This window comes from Jutongia sp. (assembly GCF_057878315.1).
Genome location: NZ_DBLXSO010000060.1, coordinates 1 through 16630, shown reverse-complemented (window position 1 = coordinate 16630; position 16630 = coordinate 1). Strand labels below are relative to the sequence as shown.

General features: G+C 45.9%; 11 protein-coding genes and 1 pseudogene. 9 read left to right on the top strand and 3 right to left on the bottom strand.

The window, feature by feature from the left end; all coding sequences use genetic code 11:
* Both ACZLMD_RS11725 and clpB read left to right on the top strand, forming a co-directional pair.
* Positions 1 to 631 (top strand): annotated as a pseudogene (locus ACZLMD_RS11725) (tyrosine-type recombinase/integrase); the annotation flags it as partial.
* Between the two features lie 317 nt (positions 632 to 948).
* The gene (gene clpB, locus ACZLMD_RS11720; RefSeq protein ID WP_482522540.1) at positions 949 to 3525 is read left to right on the top strand and encodes an ATP-dependent chaperone ClpB; all 2577 of its coding nucleotides are present in this window, start codon (positions 949 to 951) and stop codon (positions 3523 to 3525) included.
* A gap of 253 nt (positions 3526 to 3778) precedes the next feature.
* Here the strand turns inward: clpB and putP are convergent, their stop codons facing one another.
* Positions 3779 to 5299 (bottom strand): sodium/proline symporter PutP, encoded by a 1521-nt coding sequence (gene putP / locus ACZLMD_RS11715; protein ID WP_482523217.1) that lies wholly within the window; start codon positions 5297 to 5299, stop codon positions 3779 to 3781.
* Positions 5300 to 5454: 155 nt separating this feature from the next.
* Positions 5455 to 5895, bottom strand: a complete 441-nt coding sequence (locus ACZLMD_RS11710) for a hypothetical protein (RefSeq protein WP_482523216.1) — start codon at positions 5893 to 5895, stop codon at positions 5455 to 5457.
* A gap of 669 nt (positions 5896 to 6564) precedes the next feature.
* Here ACZLMD_RS11710 and ACZLMD_RS11705 point away from each other — a divergent pair.
* The 3 genes from ACZLMD_RS11705 to ACZLMD_RS11695 all read left to right on the top strand — a co-directional run bounded on the left by ACZLMD_RS11705 (position 6565) and on the right by ACZLMD_RS11695 (position 10710).
* Positions 6565 to 8349, top strand: a complete 1785-nt coding sequence (locus ACZLMD_RS11705; protein ID WP_489495751.1) for an ABC transporter ATP-binding protein — start codon at positions 6565 to 6567, stop codon at positions 8347 to 8349.
* Positions 8339 to 10183, top strand: coding sequence for an ABC transporter ATP-binding protein (locus tag ACZLMD_RS11700; RefSeq protein WP_482522380.1), 1845 nt, complete (start codon positions 8339 to 8341; stop codon positions 10181 to 10183). The genes ACZLMD_RS11705 and ACZLMD_RS11700 overlap by 11 nt, the downstream gene beginning before the upstream one ends.
* Before the next feature lie 134 nt (positions 10184 to 10317).
* Positions 10318 to 10710, top strand: coding sequence for a helix-turn-helix transcriptional regulator (locus ACZLMD_RS11695; RefSeq protein ID WP_482522379.1), 393 nt, complete (start codon positions 10318 to 10320; stop codon positions 10708 to 10710).
* 146 nt (positions 10711 to 10856) lie between these two features.
* On the opposite strand, the gene ACZLMD_RS11690 is transcribed toward ACZLMD_RS11695, so the two are convergent.
* Positions 10857 to 11675, bottom strand: coding sequence for a hypothetical protein (locus ACZLMD_RS11690; RefSeq protein ID WP_482522378.1), 819 nt, complete (start codon positions 11673 to 11675; stop codon positions 10857 to 10859).
* Positions 11676 to 11902: 227 nt separating this feature from the next.
* Between ACZLMD_RS11690 and ACZLMD_RS11685 the strand changes: the two genes are divergently transcribed.
* The 4 genes from ACZLMD_RS11685 (at position 11903) to aroB (ending at position 16403) form a co-directional block, all read left to right on the top strand.
* The gene (locus ACZLMD_RS11685) at positions 11903 to 12262 is read left to right on the top strand and encodes a GntR family transcriptional regulator (RefSeq protein ID WP_022306458.1); all 360 of its coding nucleotides are present in this window, start codon (positions 11903 to 11905) and stop codon (positions 12260 to 12262) included.
* Positions 12263 to 12281: 19 nt separating this feature from the next.
* Positions 12282 to 13184 carry an ABC transporter ATP-binding protein gene (locus ACZLMD_RS11680; protein ID WP_489495750.1) on the top strand — a complete coding sequence of 301 codons (903 nt, stop codon included), beginning with the start codon at positions 12282 to 12284 and terminating at the stop codon, positions 13182 to 13184.
* Positions 13159 to 15072 (top strand): hypothetical protein, encoded by a 1914-nt coding sequence (locus ACZLMD_RS11675; protein ID WP_489495749.1) that lies wholly within the window; start codon positions 13159 to 13161, stop codon positions 15070 to 15072. Before ACZLMD_RS11680 ends, ACZLMD_RS11675 begins: the two co-directional genes overlap by 26 nt.
* A gap of 212 nt (positions 15073 to 15284) precedes the next feature.
* Positions 15285 to 16403, top strand: coding sequence for a 3-dehydroquinate synthase (gene aroB / locus ACZLMD_RS11670; RefSeq protein WP_489495747.1), 1119 nt, complete (start codon positions 15285 to 15287; stop codon positions 16401 to 16403).
* Positions 16404 to 16630: the final 227 nt, after the last annotated feature.

Here is a 16630-nt window from a genome sequence, read left to right as displayed (position 1 = left end):
ATGGCTGTTGATGATGATATTATCCGCAAGAATCCGGCAAAGTTTTCTATCAGTGATTATGGTAGACAGGCAGAAGAACGTATTGCCTTAACAGTTTTACAGCAGGAAAAAATGCTGGAATTTGTGAAAAATAATCAAGTATACAACACCTACTATCCAATGCTCAGAATCATGTTAGGAACTGGGGTAAGGTGCGGAGAACTGATTGGATTGACTTGGGAAGATGTAGATGTCAGAACAAAAGAAATTAAACTTTATGCTTCAAAAAGGAAAAGATGTTGAGATAGACGGTTATAAAGGATTCATTTTCATGGCAAAATCCGGCAGGCCACTCATGCCGAGTGCGATAAACAATATCTTATATAATATTGTAGACGCATATAACAAAAAAGAAGTTCAAATTGCAAAAACTGAACATAGAAATGCTGAATTGTTACCAAAGGTATCTGCTCGCATTATGCGATATACGGCTTGTACCAGAATGGCAGAAAAGAGAATAGACGTAAAAGTTCTTCAATATATTATGGGACACGCCCATATAGATATAACAATGGACGTATATAACCATGTAAGTGAGATGTCCAGAATTGAGAGTGAAATCACAAGGCTGGAAAGCGTAGCAATCAGCTGACACCAAAAATAAAAAATTGGTGTTAAAATGGTGTCAAACCAAGAAAAAGTGATGATTATAAGGAAGAAAAAGTGTTGCAAACCTCGTAAAATCAAGGTTTGCAAAAAAATCTCAAAATATTAGCACTCGCCTATTGACGTGGCTAACAAAAGGTGCTATATTGTAATCAGTCTGAGGGAGATACCTTAGAAGGATAGGATCTTCAGGATCCGGGAACTCTGAGAATAAGGGCTTTCAGACAGAGAGAAGAGTAAATAGAGAAGAGAGTAAACCTGCGGCGCAATCCGCAGGTTTTTGAGAAAGGCGAGGTGATTGCAATGAACATCAGTAAATTCACGACAAAGTCACAGGAAGTAGTGCAGGATTGTGAAAAGGTTGCTATGGACTATGGTCATCAGGAGATGGGGGAGGATCACCTTCTGGCAGCAATGCTGCGTGTGGAGGGAAGTCTGATCCCGAAGCTGATCGAGAAGATGGGCATTGATGTGGACGTCTTTCAGGCACAGGTTGACGGTGTTCTGGCAAAACGTCCAAAGGTGTCAGGCGGAGATTTGCGGGTAGACCGTTATCTGAATGAGACACTGATATATGCAGAGGATGAGGCAAAGCGCATGGGAGACGAGTATGTTTCCGTGGAGCATTTGTTCCTGAGTATGCTGGAGCATCCGAGCAGAGAGATGAAGGCGCTGTTTAAGCAGAGTCAGATCACAAGAGAGCGTTTCCTGCAGGCGTTATCACAGGTTCGCGGTAATCAGCGTGTGACGAGCGATAATCCGGAGGCAACCTACGATGCCCTCGAGAAGTATGGTTATGACCTGGTGGAAAGAGCAAGGGAAGGAAAGCTTGATCCGGTGATCGGCAGAGACAATGAGATCCGCCATATTATCCGTATTCTTTCCCGTAAATCCAAGAACAATCCGGTACTCATCGGTGAGCCAGGTGTTGGTAAAACGGCAGCCGTAGAGGGATTGGCACAGCGTATTGTCAGAGGAGATGTGCCGGATGGACTTAAGGACAAGAAAATCTTTGCACTTGATATGGGATCGCTTGTTGCCGGTGCAAAATACCGTGGTGAGTTTGAGGAACGACTGAAAGCACTTCTGGAAGAAGTCAAGAAGAGCGAGGGACAGATCATTCTGTTTATCGATGAGCTGCATACCATTGTAGGAGCCGGGAAAACCGAGGGCTCCATGGATGCCGGCAATATGTTAAAGCCAATGCTTGCCAGAGGTGAGCTGCATTGTATCGGTGCCACGACACTTGACGAGTATCGTAAATATATCGAAAAGGATGCTGCACTGGAGCGTCGTTTCCAGCCGGTTATGGTTTCGGAGCCGACGGTGGAGGATACGATTTCCATTCTGCGTGGTATCAAGGAGCGTTACGAGGTATTTCATGGAGTAAAGATTACCGATGGTTCCCTGGTGGCGGCAGCAACGCTTTCCAATCGTTATATTTCAGACCGTTTCCTGCCGGATAAGGCGATCGATCTGGTGGATGAGGCGTGCGCAATGATCAAGACAGAGCTTGACAGCATGCCGGCAGAACTGGATGAGCTCAACCGTCAGATCATGCAGCTTCGTATTGAGGAGCAGGCACTTAAAAAGGAAACAGATCATCTGTCTCAGGAACGTCTGGAGGCTCTTCAGAAGGAGCTTGCTGAGCTGCAGGAGAAGTTCGAGCATCAGAAGGCACAGTGGGAGAGTGAGAAGGCAGAGGTTGATAAGGTAAGTAAGATCAAGGAGGAGCGCGACCAGCTGCGCAATGAGATGGAGCAGGCGCAGGCGACCGGCGATTATACAAAGGCAGCCGAGATCCAGTACGGCAGACTTCCGGAGCTGGAGCGTCAGCTTGAGGAAGCCGAGGAGAAAGCAAAGCAGCGAGGAGATTCCATGGTACAGGAGGCTGTTACCGAGGAGGAGATCGCCAAGATCATTTCCCGCTGGACCGGTATTCCGATTGCAAAGCTGACAGAGGGTGAGCGTGAGAAGACACTTCATCTTGCTGATGAGCTTCATAAGAGAGTGGTTGGACAGGACGAAGGTGTTGAACTGGTATCCGAAGCAATCCTTCGTTCCAAGGCCGGTATTAAGGATCCGACAAAGCCGATTGGTTCCTTCCTGTTCCTCGGACCAACCGGTGTCGGTAAGACGGAGCTTGCCAAGACGTTAGCACAGGCATTGTTTGATGATGAGAATGCGATGGTTCGTATCGATATGAGTGAGTATATGGAGAAGTATTCTGTGGCTCGTCTGATCGGAGCGCCTCCGGGATATGTTGGGTATGAGGAAGGTGGACAGCTGACTGAGGCAGTCCGCAGGAAACCATATTCCGTTGTGCTCTTCGATGAGATTGAGAAGGCACATCCGGATGTGTTCAATGTGCTTCTTCAGGTGCTTGATGACGGACGTATCACAGATTCACAGGGGCGTACCGTTGACTTTAAGAACACGATCCTGATCCTGACTTCGAATATCGGTTCCACCTATCTGCTCGATGGCATTAAGGAGGACGGTACGATCAGTGAGGAGGCAAGGAGCCAGACAATGAACGATCTGCGGGCTTCCTTCAGACCGGAGTTTTTAAACCGTCTTGATGAGATCATTCTCTTTAAGCCTTTGACGAAGGATAACATCCACGGCATTATCAATATCCTGATGGATGAGCTGAATGGCAGACTTCGTGAGAAGGAGCTGACGGTAGAGCTGACGCCGGCAGCCATGGATCAGATTGTGGAGGATGCCTATGATCCGGCATTCGGTGCACGTCCGTTGAAGCGTTATCTGCAGAAGCATGTGGAGACGCTGCTTGCCAGACGGATCCTGGAGGATACCGTGCATGCGGGTGATACTATCACGATCGACAGTGAGAATGGAACGCTTGTGATACGTTAAAACAAAGAAACTGCAGGAGTTTAGCGCAGGAATCAAGGGGGAACGCTGATTTTCCCCCTTGTCTATGTTGAACATTTTCTTATACATTATAAAGAAAACCGTGAAGTTCGGAGATTTTCAGGTGTGTCCCATATTTAGGACACATATTATCCGAAGTTCACGGTTTTTATTTTTGTTATATTGGGAAGTATCTGCTTCCGTTAAAGTTGATTGTTATAATTGGTTTTATTAAATTTGCGATTTCTGCTATGTATTATTTTATATTTGCGGCATCAAACTCTTTGATCACTGCTTCGTCCGGAGCCTTTGTAAGAAGGCTTACGATCACGATGACTACACAGGATACCAGGAATGCAGGAAGCAGCTCGTAAATATCAAATGCACCGCCAAGAGGACGAACAAAGTATTTCCATACGAATACGACAACGCCACCGGCAACCATTCCGGAAAGAGCACCTGCCAGATTGCAGCGCTTCCAGAATAATGAGAAGAGCATAACAGCACCAAACGCACCGCCAAAGCCTGCCCATGCAAAGGATACGATACCGAATACGCTGGAATTTGGATCTCTTGCCATTAAAACTCCGACAACGGCAATGATAATGATTGTGATACGTGCAAGGAAAAGCTCTCTTTTCTCGGAGATCTTAATTCCAAGGAAATCCTTAACAACGTTCTGGGAGATACCGGAAGCTGCTGCCAGAAGCTGGCTGTCGGAGGTAGACATCGTAGCGGCAAGAACACCGGCAAGAATCACACCTGCAAGGAGTGCCGGAAGAATACCATGCTTGCTTAACAGATTGGTGATTGCCATGATGACTGTCTCAGGATCATCCAGAGCACCGATAGAACCGTATTTAACCATACCAAGTCCAACGACACCGATGAATACGGCAACTGTCATTGCGATCACAACCCAGATCGTTGCGATACGACGGGAAAGAACAAGCTTTTTTTCATCCTCAATGGACATGAAACGTACCAGAATATGAGGCATACCAAAATAACCGATTCCCCATGCAAGTGTTGAGATGATCGGAATGATTCCGCCGTATGAGGAAGCATTACCGGTTGTGGCATCGTAAAGCTTTGTCAGGGAGAAATATCCCGGCAGAGAACGTGCATTATCCATGACTGCCGTGAATCCGCCTGCATTGCTGATACCAAAGACCATAACTGTGATCAGTGCGATACTCATAACAATACTCTGTACCAGATCAGTGGTACAAACGGCGCTGAAACCGCCCATCAGTGTGTAGCATACGATGACAAGAGCAGAAAGCACCATAGCTGTCATGTAGTCTGCACCAAACAGACTGTGAAAAAGCTTTCCGCAGGCAGCAAAGCCGGATGCGGTATATGGAATAAAAAAGATCACGATGACAAGAGCAGCGACTGCGGTAATGATATTTCTCTTATCATGAAAACGTTTTGCAAGGAAATCAGGAACGGTGATCGCCTTGATATTGCTTGAGTAGCGGCGCAGACGGCGGGCTACAAAGAACCAGTTTAACCATGTGCCGATGGCAAGACCGGCTGCGGTCCAGAAAGCACTGCATACCCCGGAAAGATAAGCGACTCCGGGAAGCCCCATTAACAGCCAGCTTGACATGTCACTGGCTTCGGCACTCATTGCGACAACGAGAGGTCCCATTTTACGTCCTCCCAGATAGAAGTCCTCTGAGTTTTTGTTCTGGTTACTGAACCGGATACCGATAAAGATCATACCTATCAGATATACGGCGATTGCGATGATAATACAAACGTCAGTCATTCTGAATTTCCTCCTTTGGTGTTTTGATGACAAAAAAATGATGTCCCATGATATATCCATAGGACATCCCAGTATTTAAAACTATACAACATAGAAGGAAGAGTGTCAAATTTTGGGAGTATCTGACTGTCGTTTCCGATACTCTGTAAACCGCTCTAAAGATAGGTGTGAAGGCATTTGCGCAGCTCTTCTTCGATAGAGATAAGCCGTTTGCACAGCTCTTTGGCATCTTCGGATGCGTCCTTGTACTGATTCATATATTTATACAGGGATTTGATTCCCATATCGCATCCGGAGGTCATCAGATCAGCCGCTGTTTCATCACTCTCATCAATTCCCATCTGCATATTTGTCTTCATCCATGCCATTCCTTTTGCAAAAGGGTTCGGATCCTTTTCACCGCTGTGGCATTCAAGCAGTGCAGCGTGAATATCATTGCCAAGTGCGGCATGATGGTCTTTGGTTTCATTCAGAAGATCTTTAAAATCCGGACAATGCACCTTTTCCATGATCTCGTCGATCGCGGAGACAGCCATTTTGCTTCCGGCATCGCATTCCTTTAACAAACAGATCGTATCGTTTTCCTGCATATTCATAATCCCGCCTTTCTCATCATATCCTGTGAAATAGTATGGAACGATGCGGATAAAATATTCATTTTTGTAAAAAAGATTGATTAAATTCATAGAAAATGCTAATTTTATATTTGAAAATGGTATTATAATGGCAACATGCTTTCGAAAGTGGAACTGTTGATGGAATTATGAAAGGAGGTAATTACAATGTTTAATCTATTTCGAGTCAAGGGGAGAATTTTCGCACAGAGGTGCTGCAGAGTTTAACATGGATCCGGGGGGGATACCGGTATTTTGCTGCCGGGATATATTTTTAGATAAGATGATTGATCAGAATAATGATCTTTCTTTTCGTTCGCATTTATTCTAGGACTGTATTACATGTAAGACTCTGTATGAGAGAATAGGATTTTCAGGCATTTTAAGAGTTTTACAGGGGTAATAGAGTTTCTTTTTATTTTTAGAGACATATACAGAAGTCGAATCCAATATTTTACACACCTAAACAGAACAAATGTTCGTATAAAATGCTAAGAAAATACATTCTCTTTGTGGTAGTATCAATCGTATAAAACGATTTACATAAGGCGGCTGCCTGTATGGGGACTGCCGGAACAGGAGAGATTAATGAGTGAAAAAGAGTGTAGGACCGGAGGGGAGACGGCTCACAGGATGGGAGTAGGCAGCAGCATGCGATACACCATACGCACGATCTGGAATGCGGATAAGGGGTGTATTCTTCTATCCTTTTATAAGAACTGCACGGAAGAGGTATATATGTCCTTTTTCTTTATTTTGATGTTGCAGATGATTTATTCCTACATTGAAAATGGGAAGCCGTTCATGGGGCTGCTTCGTTTTGTGGCTCTGTTTTGTATGGGACATATCTGTATTCATCTGGCATCGGCATGGCATGCGTACTATATCCGCAAGAAGACACCGGGAGTATATGCGTACATATTCAATAAGGTGATTGACAAAGCTGTGCGCATTGAACTGACGAAGTATGAACAGCCGGATTTTTACGACAGGTTTGCGCGTGCACTCGACGAGTGTCTGACAAAGGCAATGGATGGTCTGAATGCACTGACCTGGGCAACAGGCTGTGCTTTGTCTGCTGTGGCGGCAATGTTTCTGATCGCAAGGGTTGATCCGGTGATCCTGGTGTTTTCGCTGCCGTCGATCATTGCATCCTTTATGTTCAGCTCGAGGATCAATACGCTTCAGTATGAGCTTCGAACACAGGAGACAAGGGACAAGCGCACCGCCGAGTATGTAAAGCGGGTGTTTTATGAGAAAAAATATGCAGGAGAGATAAGACTGTATGATATCCGAAAGGTATTGATGCGGGAGCATAAGGAAAGCTATGACAGCAGATATGAGCTTTATGTGACGATGTACCGCAGGATCCATATGCTCAGGCAGCTGCAGGAGCTGGTGATCTTTGTTTTGCCGATCCTTCTGGCATATATCTATGTCAGCGTCGTATTAAAGACGACAGGAGCGGCGAAGATCGGTCTGTATGTGGCAACACTGGGAAGTATTGATTATTTTGCATGGCGTGTCAAAACAGCGATCAGGAATTATATGGAGGCAGGCAGGAACTGCATGTATATGAATAATCTTCAGCAGTTTCTTGAGATGGATGAGGAAACTGTGGAGAGCGGAAAGCGCAAGGTGGATCAGCCGCTCGGTGACATTGTTTTTGATCATGTCAGTTTCCGGTATAACGGCAGCGACCATGAGACGATTCGCGATCTGAGTCTTCACATCCGCAAGGGAGAGAGGATTGCTCTTCTCGGAGAGAATGGTGCCGGCAAGACAACACTTGTAAAGCTTTTGATGGGACTTTATCCGATCAGCGGGGGAAAGCTCATGGTGGATGGCGTGGATATACGGGAATATGACAAGAGAGATTACCAGAGGCACTTTGGTGCCGTATTTCAGGATCTGCAGATATTTTCACTGCCGCTTTCCCATAATGTGCTGATGAAGGAACCGGAGAATGAGGAGGAGAGAGCGCTTGTCGTGGAAGCTCTTGAGAAAGCACAATTTGCAGACGTGCTTGAAAAGCTTCCGGACGGTATCGACAGTATGGTGACAAAGGAGTTTGATGATAAGGGCTTTATCTGCTCAGGGGGACAGGCGCAGAAGATTGCGATCGCCCGTGTATTTGCCAAGAAGCCGGATATTGTGATCCTGGATGAACCATCGAGTGCACTGGATCCGATCGCCGAGTTTAATATGTACAACAACATGCTGGAGGCTTCCGAGGGAAGGACGGTATTCTTTATTTCGCATCGTCTTTCTTCTGCGAGGATCGCAGACAGGATTTATTTCCTGGAGCACGGAAGGATTGTGGAGCAGGGCAGCCATGATGAACTGATGCAGCTTGACGGGAAATATGCAGAGATGTTTCGGCTGCAGGCAAGGAATTATAAGGACAGAGGGGAGGTATATGCATATGGATCATGAAACCAATGCGAAGAACGATAAGATATCTTTACGTCGATTGATCTCCAATGTCGCATATATTATGAAGTTTGCCGTAGAGATTGACCGGCGGGCAGTGATCACAGTGTTTATCGCATTTTTTGTCTGCTCTGTGACATATGCCGTATACAGTACGTTGTTTTTAAAGTATTTTATTCAGATCATGCAGCGTCAGGATGTGGATCTGGTGCGTTCCATTCTGTTTGTACTTTGCGGCGTTGCAATTCTTTTTATCAGCGCTGCCGTCGAGATTGGTGTTCAGAACTGGACGGATGTGCGCTTTCTGCGTGTCTCCGGTGATGTTCAGCGGAAGTTTATCCGGAAGGCAGCAGATATTGATCTGATCTGCTATGACAATAAGAAATATTTTGATGATTTTGTGATCGCAGCATCCCAGTCGGAAGAGATGTTGACGCTGGGAGTGATCTCGACCGGATATATCATTGGAAATGCGGCAGGAATATTGACGCTGGGAGCGCTTGTTCTTTCCGTCGATCCGGTGATCGCTGTGTTTCCGCTGGTGGGCTTTGTGGTGAATATCATTACGCGCTTCAAGATCACAGAGTATGAATATAACTATGAGATGGAATACAAGCGCATCATGCGAAAAGCGGATTATTCCAAACGGGTATTTTATCAGCCGGAATATGCCAAGGAGATCAAGCTGTCGGATATCCGAACCCCGCTGAAGCTTCAGTTTAATGAGGCAGTTGAGGAGGTGACCGGGAAGGCACATGAGATTGGTGTGAAGATTGCCCTGTTATCGCTGGTGAACTGGATCGCGACATTTACGGTTATGTCCGACTTTGCGATACCAGTTTATCTGGGATATCTTGCGCTTGTCCGCAAAAGCATTGCGCTGGGCGACGTTGCGGCGATGAACAATGCGGAGGAAGGAATCCGTAATAATCTGGATGGCATGAATTATGCGCTCGTCCGTTTTCAGAAGGTGGGACAGTTTGCGGAGCGTTTTCGGCGGTTTGTGGATTATGAGATACAGATTGAGAATAAGCAGGGAATCTGTCCGATGCCGCAGGAACACCAGACGCTGGAAGTGAAGCATATGTCGTTTCGGTATGATGGTGCGGACAGAGACACGCTGCACGACATTTCACTGACGATCAAACCGGGCGAGAAGGTGGCATTTGTTGGTGAGAATGGTGCCGGCAAGACAACCCTCGTCAAGCTGCTGATGCATCTGTATGATGTGACGGATGGAAGCATTTGTTACGGCGGACACGATATACGTGAGTACGGCACCGGAGAATACAGAGAACGCATTGGTGCGGTTTTTCAGGATTACCAGATCTACGGTGCGACGCTGGCAGAGAATGTATTGATGGACGAAGTGGAGGTTGGTGACAGGGAGCGCATTCTTGAAGCTTTGAAGCAGGCAGATTTTGAAAAGAGGCTTTCCCGTCTTCCGGATGGACCGGATACCAATATGACAAGAGAGTTCAGAGAGGACGGCACAATGCTTTCCGGTGGTGAAGCACAGAAGGTGGCGATCGCCAGGATGTTTGTACGGACGGGGAAGCAGTTTCTTGCGATTCTTGATGAGCCGTCCAGTGCGTTGGATCCACTGGCGGAATATCAATTAAATACCAATATGATGAAGAATGCCGGAGATGCTGCGGTGATTTTTATTTCTCACCGTTTATCAACAACAAGGGATGCGGATCGGATTTATATGTTTGAGAATGGAAGGATCATCGAACAGGGAAGTCACCAGGAATTGATGAGGCTTGGCGGGAAATATGCGGCGATGTTTGAAAAGCAGGCATATTATTATCAGGATGAGATTGCTGCATGCTGATGTCTGTTCTGATGCTATCATTATTTTGATACAGTACTTTTCCCGGGTGGGATCGCTGCAGGCTGCTGCCCGTGCACTCCGGGGAATATATATATGACAGATCTATGACAGCCGACATGGAGGTGAGACAGTATATGAGTAAGGAAGATGAAATATTTAAAAATGTTTTTTCCTATATAGGAGACAATCTGACAGAGAAGCTGACCGTTGAGGAGATTGCAAAGCATGTCTACTTGTCTCCGACCTATCTGCAGTCTGTATTTAAGGAGAATTATGGCGTTCCTCTGGCGGAGTATGTCAGACGACAGAAGCTCCAAAAAGCCAGAGAACTGCTGTACAATACGCAGAAAAGGATCAGCGATATCGCATATGACTGTGGCTTTGAGCATGAATCGTCTTTTATCCGTTCCTTCAAACGGGAGTTTGGGATGACGCCGGGGGAGGCGAGAAGAAGGGCGCTGCAGGAACAGTGCAGTCTGAGAACGGACCGGAACGGTTTCTGTGATCGGACAACGCACGATACATAGTGGAATCCTCAGAAGGATATAAAAGGGCAAAACCGTTTTGTCTCTGCTTTACACTACATTACGAGAATTTTTAGATACCATAAAACAGACAGGGCAGCTTGATGTGTAAGCTGCCCTGTCTGTCATTATATGAAATGAATAAGGTTTTACTTTTTGGATTTGCTGTCATTATAGATGGTAAAGCCGGAAGCGATGGTCTTGCTCCACTTACCGAAAGAGGAGGTGCCATTGGAACGCTTGCTGACGATTGCGTTATCAATCAGCAGTCCCTTGGAGGTTGCGTGAATACGCCATTTTGTTCCACATCCGTTGTATTTGCGGATGATTGGTTTTCCCTTCTTATTTGTGTAGCTGTCGCGGTGTTTCTTAAGCTCGCCTTTTTTATAAACGCCGAGCTCCACCAGACGGTTTGCAACCTGTGTCATGTTGGAGAACTCTCCGAAATAAAGAGCGACATGACCGCCGCCGCGACCGTAGGTCAGGACATCGCCGAGTTCAAGCTTCTTAAGGCTTGTCCCCTTGTTGTGACGTTTGATGGTTGTCGTTGTCTTGGAGGTTTTCCAGTCGTAGGTGTTCGTCTCCTCATTCAACGTACCGGAGGTGTAAGAAATCTTTACACGGTATGCGGACCAGTCGTAAGAGGTTGGAACACTTTTCTTTCCTTTATGAACACGGATGTTTTTACTGATGGTTTTGATGCCGGCAATAGAGCTTTCCTTGGAGGAAACCGTTTCTAAGGATTCCAGAGCCTTTTCTACATATGTATTACAAACGTACCGGTTTCTTCCGATACCATAGGATTTGCCGAGAAATCCCTTTGAAATTGACCGTTGATAACGATCTAAAGAAATCTGCTGTTTAAATGTGGTATTTGCGGCGTCTACAGAAGTAGAACAAAGCTGAGAAGCAAAAATACCAACGGATAAAGCTAATGTTACAAAAGTTCTTGCTAATTTATGTTTCATGATTAACCCCAAATATTACAAAAGTTTTACGCTTAATGTTAACTACAGTTCATGATTATACAACAAATTGTGCAAAAACACAAGAAAAAATTACAGAAATGTTAAGAAAATGTCAAAGTGCATAAATGTAAAAAATACTTGCATTTCAAAAGATACTGTGCTAGTATACTTAGTGTACTAGTTGAGTTCATACAGATAGAACGCAATGGTGAACAGGGGGTGAAATTGTGATACAACTGAACTACCGTGATGCAAGACCGATTTATGAGCAGGTGAAGGACGGGTTCCGGCATCTTATCATACAGGGAGTTATGGAAAAGGATGAGAAGCTTCCTTCGGTGCGTGAGCTTGCAACATCCCTGACGATCAATCCGAATACAATTCAGAGGGCATACAGAGAACTGGAGCAGGAAGGGTATGTGTATACCATTCCGGGAAGGGGGAGCTTCGTGGCAGGTGTGCCGGAGATGGATGGCAGGCGAAAGAACGAATTATTGGATTCCTTTGATAAAACAGTGAAGGAACTATTGTTTCTGGGAATGAGCCCGGAGGAACTCGCAGAACGGATTCGTACAGCTTCAAAATGAAAGAATGGAGGGGATTAAAGTGATTCAGGGAAAGGATATATGTAAAAAGTTCGGGGACTTTCAGGCACTCGATCGTGCAAGCTTTCATGTGCCGAAAGGAGCAGTTTACGGTCTGGTGGGGCCAAACGGAGCCGGAAAGTCTACGATACTGCGCCATGTGACGGGAATATTCCGACAGGACAGCGGAGAGCTTCTTGTTGATGGGGAGCCGGTTTTCGAAAATCCGGAAGCGAAGCGCAAGCTTACGTTTATACCGGATGATGTATTTTATTTCCGGCAGGCGAATCTGAAGGAAATGAAGAAGTATTATGAGGGGATTTATCCGACGTTTGATGCAGCGCTCTTTGACAAGCTCATGGACTGCTTTCCGGCAGTGGACCGGAAGCGCAACATACGCAGGATGTCAAAGGGAATGCAGAAGCAGGCGGCATTTTTGCTGGCGATCAGCTGTAAACCGGAGCTTATGGTGTTGGATGAGCCGGTGGACGGTCTTGATCCGGTAATGCGCCGTCAGATCTGGAACATACTGTTAAATGCAGTCAGTGAGGAGAATATGACCGTGCTTGTTTCTTCGCACAATCTGCGTGAGCTGGAGGATGTCTGTGACCATGTCGGTATCATGCATCATGGAAAGGTGATCTTAGAGCGTTCGTTAAGTGATCTGCAGGAAAGTGTGACTAAGCTGCAGCTGGCATTTGAGGGGGATGAGGTGCCGGATATCACGGGACGTTTTGAAGTGATGAATGATACACAGCTTGGTAAGGTACACACCATGATCGTGAAAGGAGATCAGAGAGAATTGGCGGATTATCTGAAAACCTTCCATCCGCTGGTTATGGATATGCTGCCGCTTTCGCTGGAGGAAATCTTTATTTATGAACTGGGAGGAGAGAATTATGAAGTCAAAGACATCATTATTTAATAAGACGATATTCCGGAAGGATATCACAAGATTCTGGCCGTTATGGGCACTTCAGCTTGTAGCAGGTCTTCTGGTACTCATTGCACCGATGATGTCTGAGCTTTCCTATATGAGCTCGATTCATGCCGGAACGGATGAGAAAATGTCTTTTATGGTGACGCTGATTAAAAACAGCTGTCTTTCTCCGTATACGATGAGCGCCGGTATTGTTGTTGCTGTCTGCGTATTTTTGTATCTGACGAGAGAGCGGGATGCATATACGATCCATTCATTTCCGTTTACAAGAACGACTCTGTTTGTGAGTCATTATCTTGCAGGTCTGGCAATCCTGCTCGTACCGCCGGTTATCATTGAGCTTCTGCTTGCGCTGATCGCACAGTTTCATGGGTTGAATGTGATTTTTGTTGTAATGATCTATCTGCTCGAGTGGCTGATCCAGACCTTCTTTTTCTACAGTCTGGCATGTGCTGTTGTCATGCTGACAGGCAATCCGTTTATGAGCCTTGTGATCTATGCTGTGTTGAATTTTCTGGCGGCAGGAGTGCATATGCTGTATTCGAGTCTGGCAGAGCTGTTTGTCTACGGCAATCAGGTCGGCAGTTACGGATATATGAACGGAGAAACCGTGAAGGTTCTGACACCGGTCTATAATTTTCTGGGGAATATATGCAATAATAATCCTGCAGTATACCGCATTCTGCAAGATGACACCAGGGTGATCAATTACAAAGAAATGCTTCAATTGGTTGGTTCCACGGCATATTACATTCTTCCGGCAATTCTGTTTGTTGTGGCTGCACTGATGCTTTACCGTGCGCGTAAGCTGGAATCGGCGGGGGATATGGTTGCATTTAACTGGGGAAGACCGGTCTTTCGTGTGGTATTTGTGTTCTGCACCAGCCTTTTGTTTGCGCTTGCGGTCTATGAGCTGTGCTTTGGCACTACAATCAGCAGTTATGCATATGGCAGGATCTTTAGAATCATCCTGGTGCTTGTGGGGGTTGGAACCGTATTGTTCTATCTGCTCAGCAATATGATCCTCGATAAGACCTTCTTTATATGGAGGAAAACGTCTTACTGGCGGATGGCATTATTTGCTGTTCTGATGATGCTTGGTCTGGTTGGAGTCAGAGACGGACAGATAGGAACAAAAATTCCTGCAAGAAACAACATTACCGAAGTGGATGTCCGGATCCAGTTTGGAGACGAGGATTATTTTTATCAGAAAGCGTTTCTTTCATTGAAAGATGCTAAAGGGATTGATGAAATTTATAAGCAGAACAAGGCAATCCTGAAATATGGACGTAATCTGGATAACAACAGCGATGACGAGACGAGGGATACGATAGAGATTACATATCATTTCAAAGGGGGAAAACGAAAATGTATCTATCCGGTAGAGTCGGGAGAAGCCGTTGTAAATAAACTGGAAAAATATCTGGAAAACAGAGATGATATGTGTGAGATGATTTATGGAGAAAAGTATAAAGAGCATATTCAGAGAAAAATGTATGTGGAAGAGAGATATACGGATCCGATTGAAATTGATGAGGAAGGAAATGAGGAGGAACCTTGGGGATCAGGTGTACTTCATTGCTGGTCGTGGGATAAATCGAATAAAAAACAGCAGGAGATCCGTGATGCATTGTATGAGGCTGTATGTAAAGATATTGAAGCCGGACGATGCGATACGCTTCATATGAAATCGGTCAACTGTTTTTATGTTGGTGTTGTCAATCAGGACAATGATACAGAGCAGGTGGTACAGATTACGGAAAAATGCAGCGAGACGCTGAAGGTGTTGGAAAAGCTTGGTCACGTCAACTATTATGAAGGACAATGGGAAATGTCCTCCGGTGTCGTCGGGGGAGAAGGAATCGACAAATAGCCGGTTAAGGGGAAATAAATTCAAGTGAAGACGTAGTCAGAAACAGGGAACTGTGTTACAATAGGACACAGTTCCCTGTCTGCAGTTTTGCCCTTGGGAGAAAAGAAAAATGCCAAAACATAGTTAAAAACCAATGAGAATTGCGAAGCAATTCTTGGAGGGCAAAACGCTGGTTTTGCCCTTGGGAGAGGGAGGAAAGGTGAGGTGATTTGATGGCTACATTTCAGGTAGAATTAAAACGGGTTGTGGATGACAGCTATCCGATCGAGATCGGATTTGATCTGATGGATCAGCTTGTTGAGGATATGAAGAATGGCTTGTTAGGCGGCAGAAAGAAGTTCGCAGTGATCACGGACAGTGAAGTGGAGAAGCTTTATGCAGAGCCGATCGCGCGCAAGCTTGAAGATAATGGATTTATTGTGAATGTATTTACCTTCCCGGCAGGGGAGAAGAGTAAGACGCGTCAGACAAAGGAGATCATAGAGGATGCGATGCTTGCGAAGGAGTATCGCAGAGACTGCGGGATCATCGCTGTGGGTGGAGGTGTTGTAACGGATCTTGCGGGCTTTATTGCAGGCACCTATGGAAGAGGTGTGCCGTTTGTCAATTATGCGACGACGCTGCTTGCGGCAGCAGATGCTTCTGTCGGCGGCAAGACAGCGGTTGATACGCCGCTTGCCACGAATCTGATCGGTCTGTTTAATCAGCCGCAGAAGGTATATCTGGATATTGCTACCTGGAAGACGCTGCCGGCAAGACAGCTTTCCAGCGGAATGGCAGAGACGATCAAGCATGCATGTCTGGCTGAGAAAGGCGTGTTCTTTGATTTCCTGGAGGAGAACATGGAGGGGCTTCTTGCTCTGAATCCGGCACTCTGCGAACATATGGCAGAACAGAACTGCAGCATCAAATATCATGTTGTTATGAAGGATGAACGCGAGAGCGGTCTGAGAGAAGTCCTGAATCTGGGACACACAGTCGGGCGTGCGATCGAGACGGTCAGTGATTACAGACTACTTCACGGAGAGGCTGTTTCCATCGGACTGGTAGCACAGCTTCATCTGGCATGCCGCCTCGGATATGTGACAAAGGAGCAGGCGGATCGTGTGACTGCACTGCTTGAGAGAGCGGAACTGCCGGTTCAGATCCCGGATTATATTGACAGAGAGGCTCTCGTTCGCAAACTGTACACCGACAAGAAGGTCAAGAACGGACAACTTCGTTTCGTGGTTCAGAAGGGGATCGGAGATATTGTGGAATTCGAGGGGGGCAGCTTTGCAACGCCGGTGACGGAGGAGACTGCCCGCGAGATCATTATGGAAATGCGATGATGTGCGAAGGCAAAAGCGGAGCTTTTTCGAACCTTTTGCTGAAGTGTTATGAATTTATGAGATAATATCTCTGCAGAGAAAAAGAGACATTGAAAATGGAATAGTTTTCAATGTCTCTTTTCTTGTTGTGCGCCTAGCGGCGCACGTTTCTAACGGGTTAAAGTCCCGAATCCGCCCGGTAGTGGGAAGGATATAGCCGAAGGCAAGGGTGTCCATCGTGAGATGGA

Excerpts from the sequence above, each read along its gene's own strand:
- putP (WP_482523217.1), bottom strand. The coding sequence starts at position 5,299 with ATGACTGACGTTTGTATTATCATCGCAATCGCCGTATATCTGATAGGT.
- ACZLMD_RS11695 (WP_482522379.1), top strand. The coding sequence starts at position 10,318 with ATGAGTAAGGAAGATGAAATATTTAAAAATGTTTTTTCCTATATAGGA.
- ACZLMD_RS11710 (WP_482523216.1), bottom strand. The coding sequence starts at position 5,895 with ATGAATATGCAGGAAAACGATACGATCTGTTTGTTAAAGGAATGCGAT.
- ACZLMD_RS11705 (WP_489495751.1), top strand. The coding sequence starts at position 6,565 with ATGCGATACACCATACGCACGATCTGGAATGCGGATAAGGGGTGTATT.
- aroB (WP_489495747.1), top strand. The coding sequence starts at position 15,285 with ATGGCTACATTTCAGGTAGAATTAAAACGGGTTGTGGATGACAGCTAT.
- ACZLMD_RS11700 (WP_482522380.1), top strand. The coding sequence starts at position 8,339 with ATGGATCATGAAACCAATGCGAAGAACGATAAGATATCTTTACGTCGA.
- clpB (WP_482522540.1), top strand. The coding sequence starts at position 949 with ATGAACATCAGTAAATTCACGACAAAGTCACAGGAAGTAGTGCAGGAT.
- ACZLMD_RS11675 (WP_489495749.1), top strand. The coding sequence starts at position 13,159 with ATGAAGTCAAAGACATCATTATTTAATAAGACGATATTCCGGAAGGAT.
- ACZLMD_RS11690 (WP_482522378.1), bottom strand. The coding sequence starts at position 11,675 with ATGAAACATAAATTAGCAAGAACTTTTGTAACATTAGCTTTATCCGTT.